The 10806-nt window shown below is 72.0% G+C and carries 8 protein-coding genes; 3 read left to right on the top strand and 5 right to left on the bottom strand.

The window, feature by feature from the left end; genetic code table 11:
* The first annotated feature begins 523 nt into the window (after nt 1–523).
* Nucleotides 524–1447, top strand: coding sequence for a site-specific recombinase (locus ACJ6WD_RS39175; RefSeq protein WP_331247927.1), 924 nt, complete (start codon nt 524–526; stop codon nt 1445–1447).
* Between the two features lie 117 nt (nt 1448–1564).
* Here the strand turns inward: ACJ6WD_RS39175 and ACJ6WD_RS39170 are convergent, their stop codons facing one another.
* The 4 genes from ACJ6WD_RS39170 to ACJ6WD_RS39155 all read right to left on the bottom strand — a co-directional run bounded on the left by ACJ6WD_RS39170 (nt 1565) and on the right by ACJ6WD_RS39155 (nt 5132).
* Nucleotides 1565–1930, bottom strand: coding sequence for a hypothetical protein (locus ACJ6WD_RS39170; RefSeq protein WP_407617629.1), 366 nt, complete (start codon nt 1928–1930; stop codon nt 1565–1567).
* 316 nt (nt 1931–2246) lie between these two features.
* A complete protein-coding gene (locus ACJ6WD_RS39165) occupies nt 2247–3704 on the bottom strand; it encodes a flotillin family protein (RefSeq protein WP_233662082.1) in 1458 nt (485 codons plus the stop codon).
* A 141-nt stretch (nt 3705–3845) separates the two neighbouring features.
* Nucleotides 3846–4352: a hypothetical protein gene (locus tag ACJ6WD_RS39160; protein ID WP_233662083.1), complete on the bottom strand. Its 507-nt coding sequence runs from the start codon at nt 4350–4352 to the stop codon at nt 3846–3848.
* 555 nt (nt 4353–4907) lie between these two features.
* Nucleotides 4908–5132, bottom strand: coding sequence for a hypothetical protein (locus ACJ6WD_RS39155; RefSeq protein ID WP_407617628.1), 225 nt, complete (start codon nt 5130–5132; stop codon nt 4908–4910).
* Nucleotides 5133–5631: 499 nt separating this feature from the next.
* On the opposite strand from ACJ6WD_RS39155, the gene efeU reads away from it, so the two are divergent.
* On the top strand, nt 5632–7833 hold the full coding sequence (efeU, locus tag ACJ6WD_RS39150; protein ID WP_407617627.1) for an iron uptake transporter permease EfeU: 2202 nt from the start codon (nt 5632–5634) through the stop codon (nt 7831–7833).
* A gap of 128 nt (nt 7834–7961) precedes the next feature.
* On the top strand, nt 7962–9236 hold the full coding sequence (gene efeB, locus ACJ6WD_RS39145; RefSeq protein WP_038524426.1) for an iron uptake transporter deferrochelatase/peroxidase subunit: 1275 nt from the start codon (nt 7962–7964) through the stop codon (nt 9234–9236).
* Between the two features lie 31 nt (nt 9237–9267).
* Here efeB and ACJ6WD_RS39140 read toward each other — a convergent pair whose 3' ends face one another.
* Nucleotides 9268–10548 carry an acyl-CoA dehydrogenase gene (locus ACJ6WD_RS39140; RefSeq protein WP_407617626.1) on the bottom strand — a complete coding sequence of 427 codons (1281 nt, stop codon included), beginning with the start codon at nt 10546–10548 and terminating at the stop codon, nt 9268–9270.
* Between the last annotated feature and the right edge of the window lie 258 nt (nt 10549–10806).

Here is a 10806-nt window from a genome sequence, read left to right as displayed (position 1 = left end):
CCCGCGGACGCGCTGAAGCTGGGCGGTTCGTACGACGAGAGCATCCAGGTCCACCCGGTCGGCATCGCCAACTGACCACCGTGAAAGGGCCGGCCCGGGCATGCCGATCGGCAACTCCTGGGCCCCCGCGCTGATGACGCCTGTTCTCGCACGGCTGCGACGGACGGGCGTCCAGTGCTGAGTGAGGCTCGGCGACCGGCCGCGTGCGTCGTGCGGGTCGGCGCCACGGCGCCTGGCGGAGCAGTCGATCCGCTTCAAGGTCGACCGTCCCACTGGCGTACGACATTTGACGGTTTGTCAGCGATGTGCCACAGCGTTTCCCGGAGTGCTGCGGCAGGAACTCCACCGTGATCACGGCCACCTGCGGCAGACGATTCCGGCAGTCGGGGCAAGACGAGTGCATCAACTGCGGCAGAGCGGGAAGGGCGGGGCGGTTATGGCGGTCGAACCGGTGACCGAGTCCGAGCGCGGGAGCGAGCCACGGCGGCCACGCGTCCAGGAGGTGCCCCCGTCAGCCTCGCCCGTGTCGTACGCCGCGGCCGTCGAGCAGTACCTCACCTGCGCGGGGCTCGCGCAGTCCTCCGCGCGGGTCTACCGGATCTCGCTGACGACATGGGCTTGGATGCTCGCGGGCGAACCGGCTCCGACCGGCCCCGCCCGCCGCAGCGCGAAGCCGCCGGCCCTTCCCGTCGCCGCGATCGACGCCCCGACGCTGCCCGACGTGCTCGCCGAACTGGCGGCAGCCCGGGCGGACGAGATGGACGCGCACACCGTCAACCGGGAACTGTCGATCGCGCGCAAGGCGATCGGCTGGTGGCGGCAGCAGGGCTGGGTCGAGCGCGATCCGACGATCGGCATCGAGCGACGGCCGGCGCCGCCGGACCGCACCAAGGCCCTGGCCGAGAGCCAACTCGCCGCCCTGCGGCAGCTGAACGTCTCCCTGCGGGAGAAGACGTTCTGGAGAATGCTCCACGAATCGGCGGCGCGGGCCGACGAGGTGCTGTGCCTGAACGTCGAGGACCTGCACCCGGCGGACCGGCGCGGGCGGATCACCGCCAAGGACGGGGCAACGGAGTGGATTCACTGGCAGTCCGGCACCGCGCAGCTCCTGCCCCGGCTGATCGCGGGCCGGGGCCGCGGCCCGCTGTTCCTCACCGACCGCAAGGCCCCGGCCCGCACACCGTCGGCGGATGTGTGCCCCGAGACGGGCCGGGCCCGACTCTCCTACCGCCGCGCCGAGGAGATCTTCGAGAGGGCCACCCGGCTGCTGGCCAACCCGCTCGCCTCGCCGGAGGACGTCGAGGACGTGGACGGCTGGACCCTGCACCGGCTCCGCCGCAGCGCACCCACCCGCGACGCCGAGGAGCGTGACGTGCGGTCCGGTGCCGCCGACCCGGTCGCCCGACAGGTGGCCGAGCGGGACTCCGGCGCCCGCCGGCGGAGTTGAGCCGGGCACCCGGGGCCGCCCCTCGGCGGAGGCGGCGCGCGAGGCGTTCGTCGACGTGCTCATCGACGTGCTCATCGACGTGCTCATCGCCGGGGTCAGGGGTCGGCAGGGAGCCTGTCAGCCGGTCGAACGGATCCGGTAACTGACCGCGACGTAGGGAAAGTTGCTTTGTCCGAGGGTGCCCGTCCGGAAGTACAGGTCGCCCGCCTGGCCCGGGGCGCCCGTCGTGCAGTCCTCGTTGAAGAAGACGTCTACGGACTGGTTCGACGCGGCGTGGAAGGAGCGGATCGGGGCGGTGAGTTCCTGGCACACCCCGACCTTCGTGAGGTCGAGCTGGACGGCGGTCCCGGTCCGGTCGGCGCCCGTGTAGAAGGTGACGCTGCCGAGCGTGGCGGCCTGTGCCTGGCTCGCCCCGGCCAGGCACAGGGTGGCCGCGGCGGCGGCGACGACGGCTCTGGTCGCACGGCGGTGGTTCGTCTTCACAGGTGTTACCTCACTTCTCGTCACATGTCGGGAATGCCATGAAGGAAGCCCGTGACCCCGGTCGCCTGGGGCAACGCGAGTCACTTTGCTTCATCGTTCAACGAGAAGGAAGGGGGAATCCGGTCAGGCAGGCGCAGCGGCACTCGGGCTCCCAGGAGCGCAATCCCCGTCCGCCGGGGCCGCTGAGCAGCACTGCGGGGCTGCCGGACGCGGATACGTTCCGGTCCGGCAGCCCCGGTGGGAGGTGCGGAAGTGCTCGGCAGGCGCACGCGCAGCCCCTCTGCGGTGCGGCGCGCCAACTGCCGCCCCGGTGGCGCTAGTCGGTGACTTCGATCTTGCCGTTGGGGGAGGCGGTTGCGGAGGCGGGGGCCGCATCGGCGGTGGTGTCGGGTGCGGTGCTGCCGCCCCTGCCCCCGGTCACGCGCTTCAGCATGCTCGCCAGGTCGACTCCTGCGACCGAGTCGAGGAGTTCCACGCCCTGGGCGACGTTGTTCGCCACCGTGCGGGGGAGTTGGCCCGCTCCGTCGGTCGAGATCACCGTCAGCTTGTCGACGGCACCGAGCGGTTCGGACGCCTTGGCGACGACCTGGGGGAGCACCTCGACCAGCATCTGGAGGACGGCCGCGTCACCGTAGCGGGCGAAGGCGTCGGCCTTCTTGTGCATGGCCTCGGCCTCCGCGGTGCCCTTCGCGGCGAGTGCCGCCGCCTCCGACTCGCCCTCCAGCCGGACGGCCTCGGCGAGCGCGGCGCGGTGCAGCTTCTCGCCCTCACCGGTGAGCCGGGCGCGTTCCGCGGTGGCCTCGGCCTCCTTGACCTGGGCGATCCGGCGGGCCTCCGCCTCCTGCTCGGCCTGGTACCGGGCGGCGTCGGCGGGCTTGCGGACCTTGGTGTCCAACTCCCGGTCGGTGAGCGCGGCCTGGCGTTCGGCGACCTTCTCCTGTTCGGAGAGCACCTCCTGCTGGCGTGCGGCCTCCGCGAGCGGGCCGGCCGCGTTCGCCTTGGCGGCCGCGGCCTCGGTCTCGACCCGGATCTCGGCCTGCTTGAGGTAGAGCGTCCGCTCCGCGACCGCGATCTCCTCGGCGGCCTTCAGCCGCGCCTGCTCCGAAACCCGCTGGGCGTTCGCCTCCGCGATGTCCGCCTCCTGGCGGGCCCGTGCGGCCTCGGGCCGGCCCAGGTCCTCCAGGTAGGAGCCCTCGGTCGTGATGTCCTGGATCTGGAACGCGTCGAGGATCAGGCCCTGGCCGGACAGGCTGGCCTCCGCCTCCTCGGCGACCTGGCTGGCGAACGCGGCCCGGTCCCGGATGATGTCCTCGACCGACATCCGGCCGACGATCGCCCGCAGCGCGCCCGACAACACCTCCTGGGTGAAGCCGACGATGCCGTCCTGCTGCTGGAGGAACCGCTGCGCCGCGGCCCGGATGGCGTCCTCGCTGCCGCCGACCTTGACGATCGCGACGCCGTCGAGGTTGGCCTTCACGCCGCGCAGGGTGACCGCGCCGCGCACCGCGACCGGCAGGTGCCGGCTGGAGAGGTCCAGGGAGAAGCGCTGCTGGACGAACGGGACGACGAAGACGCCGCCTCCGACGACGACCTTCTGGCCGCTGTTGTCGACGCTGATCCGCCCGGTCTGCGGGTCGGTGGACTTCTTGCCGCGACGGCCGGTGATGATGAACGCCTCGTTCGGTCCGGCGACCTTGTAGCGCGTGATCACCGCCAGGGCGAGCAACACGACGAGGACGACGGCGCCTACGACGGCGACGATGACTGAACTCATAACAAATCCCCCCTGCCTTCCTGGGGGTAGGCAGATCAAGATGGTGGTTGGTGCGTTTCCGGTCCGGCGGCGGGTGCGACGGGGCCGGGGGAGGGGCGGGGCCGGGCCCGCATCGGCGGCCGGGTCGGGCCCCGCCCCCGTTCAGCGTTCGACGGGGCGGACCGCCACCGAGGTGGACGTCAGCGATGCCTCGACCCAGATCTCGGCGCCCCGGGCCACCGGCGCGACGCTGCGGGCGGCCAGTTTCACGGGGTGCCCGGCGAGGCGGAGCAGCACCTCGCCGTACCCGTCGGCCGGGATCGCGGTCACCACCGATCCGGCGGTGCCCACCAGGTCCTCCCGACGCGGCGCCGAGTCGGTCTGGTCGCGCATCAGCGCCCGGCTGAGCCTCCAGGTGGCGGCCCCGGCCGCGGTGCCCGCCGCCAGTCCGATGCCGACGGCCGCCGCGGCACCGAGCCCGGTGCCGCCCGACACGATCGCGCCGGCGAATCCGAACATCGACAGGAAGCCCGCGATGACCGGTAGTGACAGCAGGCCGTCGAGCCCGCCCAGCACGCCGCCGAAGAGGCCCTCCAGCAACCCGTCGAAGATCAACGAGAGTGCGAGGACGGCGATCCCGCCGATGCCGAGACCAAGAAACCAGGCCATGCTCAGCCCTCCCCCGCTCACTCGTTCCGCTCGAACGGGAACGATCGTGACACGTGGGGACGGCACCGCACATTGCCGCATTCCGGCAATCTTTATGCGCTCTTGATGTGCAGCACTACCTGCTGATCTACCCAGATAGCCTTTTATCCCCCTGCTCTAGACATACCTCTTGACTCTGGTCAAAAGCGGAGGAAACTGGTTGTTAACCAGAAAGCCGGAGAGCCGCACCATCGACAAAGACGTTTGTTGATAAGAGACCCTTGACGTGGTTCTGGCTAGGCCCCCGGAAGCCCCGCGAACCGGAGCCTCGGCGACGACTGAGGTAGATGGTGGCGATGTGGACTCCCGGGGACTGTGTCGTCCGGAGCCGGTGAGTGGCCCCCTCCCGCCCAGCTGATGGGTTGGACGCAAGGGCAGGCCCGCCGGCTCGGATCGCGTCTCATGAGCGGGCCGCCCGGTGCGGCCCGCTCACTGCTGTCCCCGCCACCGGGCCCGGACCGTCGGTTCGCCGCTCCGTTCCCCGCTCCCCCCTTGCGTCCGCCGCGAGTCTCCGTGCTAGCGGTCGCCGCCGGTGCAGGACTCGTGGGTCTTGACCACGGTGAGGGTGATCGGCTGGTGCGAGAACGGGGTGCCGGCCTTGGGGTGCTGGTCGCAGACCTTCCAGCTGGCGGGCCACAGGACGTGGCGACCGGCGCCCCGGCCGTCCTTGAGCTGCACCTTGGTGTCGTAGCCGAGCTGGTGGTAGGCGGCGACCAGTCCCTTGCCGCTGAGGTGCGGCATGGTGCCGCCGTCGGCGTGTGCCGGACCGGTCGTGAAGAGGGCGGTCAGCGCGAGACCCGCGACGACGACGAGTCGTGCGAGCGGCGTGAAGGGCGCAGGCGGCGTGAGGGGTGGGAAGGGTGACGGGGGTACAAGGGGACTGCGGGGCGACTGAGGCGCGATGCGCGCCATGCCGAGAATGAGTGAAGTGCCGGTGATGGTGGCTTTGTTCATGTCGGGAGAACGCGCTCCGCGGGTGACTGGTCACGGCGGGGCGCCAGTTGGCCGGCCGGTCGGGTGGCTGGTCGGCGTACGGGGGCCGGGTGGTGGGGGCGGGGGAGTGGGGCGGTTCGGTGGGGGTGCGTGGCGGGGGCGGGTGGGGCTTGAACTAGGGTCGTTATCCCCTCGTGACGATGTGACTACAGCGATGTAGACATCTTCGGACGGTCTGACTAAGGTATGCCTTCGCTAACTGAGGTAAGGCATACCGGTGCGGTTGCGCGGGCCGGAGAGGACGACTATGTGGGACGACGCGTTTCCGAGCTTCTTGATCGGATTGAGGGAAGGGCTGGAAGCCGGACTCATCGTTTCGATCCTCGTCGCCACGCTCGTCCGGGCCGGGGCCAAGTCCCGTCTCCCGCAGGTGTGGACGGGCGTACTGGCCGCGATCGCGCTGGCCATGAGCTTCGGCGCGGTCCTGACGTTCACCGCGGCGTCGCTCTCGGCCACCGCGCAGGAGTCGTTCGGCGGCACGCTGAGCATCATCGCGGTCGCGTTCGTCACCGCGATGGTGTTCTGGATGCGCCGCTCGGCACGCAGCCTCTCCGGTGAGATCAAGGAGAAGGTCACCGGCGCGCTCGCCATGGGCTCGGGCATGTTGATCGTCACCTCCTTCCTGGCCGTGGGCCGTGAGGGGTTGGAGACCGCGCTGTTCCTGTGGACCACGGCGCGGGCGGCGGGCGAGTCCGTCGGGCCGATGATCGGAGCCGGGGTCGGCCTGGTCATCGCGGCGGGGCTGTGCTGGGGCCTCTACCGCCGGGTGCTGAAGATCAACCTCACCAAGTTCTTCACCGCGACCGGCGCCGTGCTGATCGTCATCGCCGCCGGTGTCCTGGGGTACGGCCTGCGGGACCTCCAGGAAGGCGGGGTCCTGCCGGGCAAGGCCGCGTTCGCCTTCGACCTCAGCCAGAGCATCGACCCGAGCGCCTGGTACACCACCTTGGTGCAGGGCGTGTTCAACCTGATGCCGGCCATGACGTGGCTCCAGGTCATCGGCTACGCGGGGTACCTCGCCATCGTGATGACGCTGTTCGTCCGGGGCGTGCGGACCGCCGCGAAGCCGGCCCCCAAGCCGGCCCCGGCCCCTGCGGCCCAGCCGAACGGTGAGCAGGCGCCCGTCGCGAAGGACGGTGCGGCCGAGGTCGCTTCGGCCGAGGAAGGACCGGCTGAGGGCGAGACGGCGGACGGGGACGCCCCTGAAACGCAGCCGACGGCGCAGCCGGAGTCGGAGTCGGCGTCGGAGTCGGCGTCGGAGTCGGCGTCGGAGTCGGCCGGTGCCGGGCGGAAGCGGCCGGCCTGGCTGGTGCCGGTCGCCGTGGTGGCCGTGCCGGCCGTCGTCGCGGGCGGGATCGTGGCCTTCGGCACGTCCAAGCCTGCCGGGGCGCCGACCATCGCGGTGTCCGAGAAGGAGTGCGGCAAGGGCTTCACCGCGCCCAAGCCCGGCCGGCAGACCTTCCAGATGCAGAACACCGGCGACAAGACGTCCGAGGTGTACCTCGTCGACCCCGGGACCAACGCGGTCTACGGCGAGATCGAGGGCCTGGCCCCCGGCACCACCCGCGACCTGGTCGCCACCATCGCCGGCGGCTCGTACGCCTGGCGCTGCGTGCCCACCGGCGGCAAGGCGGTCACCTCGGCCGCCGTGCGGGTCAGCGGCGGGGGCGGCGCCAAGGCCGTCGTGCCGGTCGCGGAGCAGGACCTCGCCGCGCCGCTGCGCGCCTACAAGCAGTACGTCGACCACGGCCTGGCCACGCTGACCGACCAGACCCAGAAGCTCAGTGACGACCTCGCCGGCGACGACCTGGACGCGGCCCGGACGGACTGGCTCACCGCGCACCGCACCTACTCCTCGCTGGGCGCCGCCTACGGCACGTTCGAGGACTTCGACAAGAAGATCAACGGGCGGGCCGACGGGCTGCCCGACGGCGTGCACGACAAGGACTTCACCGGCTTCCACCGCATCGAGTACGGCCTCTGGCACGGCGCGTCCGCGGCGGAGCTGAGCGGCCCGGCGCAGCAGCTGCACGACGACGTGGTGGGGCTGCGGAAGGCGTTCCCCACCCAGGCATTCGACCCCGGTGACCTGCCGCTGCGGACCCACGAGATCCTGGAGAACACCCTCCAGTTCGAGCTGACCGGCGACACCGACGAAGGCAGCGGCAGCAACCTCGCCACCGCCGACGCCAACCTCGCCGGCACCCAGGAGCTCCTCAACGTCCTGCGCCCGCTGATCGCCAAGCGCGAGCCGCAGCTGCTCGCCTCCATCGAGAGCGACATCGCCCGGATGCAGAAGCTGCTGGACGACGCGCACCACGACGGGACGTGGACGCCGGTCGAGAAGCTCGACGCCACCACCCGGCAGCGACTGAACGGCGTCACCGGCCAGTTGCTGGAACACCTGGCGCCGGTGCCGGACCTGCTGGAGATCCGCAAGTCCGCCTGACCCGCCCCGAGGGCCCGGGGCGCCCGAACGCCGGCCGGCATCCCGCCGGACGCGCCGAGCGCCCCGTCCCTCGCCCCCACCCAGACACACCGCACCACACCACGCACGCTCCGAAGGGAACCCACGAGATGTCCGCCGAAACGCCCGGCCCGCAGGGCCGCTGTCCCGCCGACCGGCGCTCGTTCGTGAAGACCGCGCTGGGCGCCGGTGCGGCCGGTGCGGCGCTGGCCGGCGGCGGCTTCGCACTGAGCCAGAGCAACGCCGGCACCGCACGGGCCGCCGACACCGCCGACGCCGGGAAGGTGCCGTTCCACGGCGCCAACCAGGCGGGCATCCTCACTCCGCAGCCCACCGCCGCCGCCTTCGTCTCGCTCAACGTCATTGCGGACAACCGCAAGGAACTCACCGACCTGCTGCGGACGATCACCGAGCGGGCCCGGTTCCTGACCGCCGGCGGCGCACCGCAGGACCTCGGCGTCGGGGCCCCGCCGTCCGACAACGGCATCCTCGGCCCGGTCGTCCCGGCCGACGCGCTGACCGTCACCGTGGGCGTGGGCGCCTCGCTCTTCGACGACCGCTACGGCCTGGCGAAGGCCAAGCCGCGCAAGCTCGTCCCGATGCGGACCTTCCCCAACGACAACCTCCAGGCCGCCGAGTGCCACGGCGACCTCTCGTTGCAGATCTGCGCGGAGCGCCAGGACACCGTGCTGCACGCGCTGCGCGACATCGCCCGGCACACCCGCGGCGGCATGCAGATCAAGTGGCGCGTCGACGGCTTCCAGAACGCGCCCCGGCCCAGCGGCACCCAGCGCAACCTGCTCGGCTTCAAGGACGGGATAGCCAACCCGGACGTGAAGTCCGGGCGGGAGATGGAGCGCCTGGTGTGGGTCGGCGACGGCCACGGCGAGCCTGCCTGGGCGACCGGCGGCAGCTACCAGGTCATCCGGATCATCCGGATGCTGGTGGAGTTCTGGGACCGGGTCTCGCTGGCCGAGCAGGAGAAGATGTTCGGCCGGCGCAAGGACACCGGCGCCCCGCTGGACGGTGCGAACGAGTTCGACGTGCCCGCGTACCACAAGGACCCGCACGGCACCGCGATACCGCTGGACTCCCACATCCGGCTCGCCAACCCGCGGACCGCGAAGTCCGACGACTCCCGCATCCTGCGCCGCGGCTACAACTACGACCGGGGCGTCGACAACGTCGGCAACCTGGACATGGGCCTGGTCTTCTGCTGCTACCAGCAGGACGTCCGCCGCCAGTTCGAGGCCACCCAGGAGCGGCTGATCGACGAGCCCCTGGTGGACTACATCTCACCGACCGGCGGCGGCTACTTCTTCGCACTGCCGGGCGTGCGGGACGCCTCGGACTGGCTCGGCCGGAGCATGCTCGCCGCCGTCTGAGCCACCCGCCGCCGACGTCCGCCGCCGACCCTCAGATCCGCAGGGTCAGCGGCGGATGCATGCCGTTGAGGTAGTGGTCGCCGATCGCGCGGAGACTGTGCGCGGCCGAACGCTGTGCGGTCAGCACGCGGGCGTTCCGCCAGAACCGGTCGAAGCCCGGGTCGCCGGCGTCGGCGTCCGCGGTGGCGGTCAGTTCCAGGATGCGGGTGGTGATCTGGAGCGCTGACTGGCCGGTGACCGCCTCGGCCGCGGCGACCAGCACCGCGATGTCGGCGCGTTCGTTGACGCCCAGATCCCGACCCATCAGCAGGCCCCGCGCCAACGCCTCGGTGGCCGGTTCCACCACGGCCGCCGCGGTGTGCGCGGCGGCGACCAGTTCGCCGTACGCCAGCAGCAAGTAGGGGTCGCCGCCCGGCTGCTCCGCGTACGGGGCGGGGAGGGCGTCCGCGGCCTGCCACGTGCGCGGGGCGGCGCGGCTGAGGTCGCGGGCCTCGGCGAGCACCCCCTCGGCGATGCCCAGCGCGACGTGCACGAGGGCCAGTCGCAGGGCGAGCGGGGCCAACGTGGCGTACGCGGTCACGTGTTGTTCGTCGTGCGGGGAGGTGCCGAGGAGTTGCTCGGCCGCCACCGGCACGGAGTCGAACGTGATGCTGCCGGCGCCGGCGAGGCGCTGTCCCAGGCGGTCGTGGGCCGGGTCGGTGGTGATGCCCGGGTGGGCCGGGTCGACGAGGGCGATCAGCCAGTCACCGGTCTCGGTGCAGGCGGCACCGACGACCAGCCGGTCGGCGACGGCGACGCCGGCGGCGAACGACCGGCGGCCGTTCAGGACGTGGCCGGAGCCGTGCGGGGTGAGGGTGAGGTCGGGTCCGGTCTCCGGGGCGGGCGGTTCGGCGTCGGCCGCCGGGTTGCCGATGTCGCCGGCCAGCAGCCACCGCTCCTCCGCCACCCGGCGTTCGAGGGTGTCGGCCTGGTGGGCGGTGCCGAAGAACCGGGCGCTCCAGGTGAGGGCGTAGTGACGGGCGAGGAGTTCGCCGATCGAGCTGTCGGCGGCCGCGATCTCACGGATGACCGCACAGGCGGTGCGCCAGTCGCTGCCGCCGCGGAGCGGCCCCGGCGGGGTCAGCAGGGCCGGCAGACCGGCCTCGCGCAGCCGTGACAGCTCGTCGAAGGGCGGCTTCCCGGCCCGGTCGCGGGCCAGTGCGTCGACGGCGAGGTCGTCGGCGACCTCCCGGGTGACGCGCGGCCAGATCGCGTCCTCCGCCGGCGGGCTGGCCGGCGGGGCGGCGGGGCGTACTGCGGACCTCTTCGGCATGGCGCCGTTCACCGTCCTCGTCGGCTGGAACCGGGGCGTGGCCGTCCCGGTCGGGCTTGCCCGGCAATGCTTTCCTAGTTTTCCCACTGGATTGGTAGGGAATACGGGCATGATGCTGCCGAACTTTCGTTCCGGGCAAGGGGTGTTCAAGGGGTGGACGGATCGGGGTCGCATTTCGGACGCCCCCGGGTGGGACTGTGGGCTGCGGGACCACCGGTCGGCCGGGCACAGACGGTGTGCCGCAGGCGGTCGCGCCGG

It is taken from the genome of Streptomyces sp. VTCC 41912 (genome assembly GCF_045799175.1).
Taxonomy (GTDB): Bacteria; Actinomycetota; Actinomycetes; order Streptomycetales; family Streptomycetaceae; genus Streptomyces; species Streptomyces albulus_C.
The sequence above is the reverse complement of the archived record's forward strand: the minus strand, read 5'-3'. Positions and strand labels throughout refer to the sequence as shown.

Coding starts and splice junctions, on each gene's coding strand:
- ACJ6WD_RS39165 (WP_233662082.1), bottom strand. CDS start 3,704: ATGAGTTCAGTCATCGTCGCCGTCGTAGGCGCCGTCGTCCTCGTCGTG.
- ACJ6WD_RS39160 (WP_233662083.1), bottom strand. CDS start 4,352: ATGGCCTGGTTTCTTGGTCTCGGCATCGGCGGGATCGCCGTCCTCGCA.
- ACJ6WD_RS39155 (WP_407617628.1), bottom strand. CDS start 5,132: ATGCCGCACCTCAGCGGCAAGGGACTGGTCGCCGCCTACCACCAGCTC.
- efeU (WP_407617627.1), top strand. CDS start 5,632: ATGTGGGACGACGCGTTTCCGAGCTTCTTGATCGGATTGAGGGAAGGG.
- efeB (WP_038524426.1), top strand. CDS start 7,962: ATGTCCGCCGAAACGCCCGGCCCGCAGGGCCGCTGTCCCGCCGACCGG.
- ACJ6WD_RS39140 (WP_407617626.1), bottom strand. CDS start 10,548: ATGCCGAAGAGGTCCGCAGTACGCCCCGCCGCCCCGCCGGCCAGCCCG.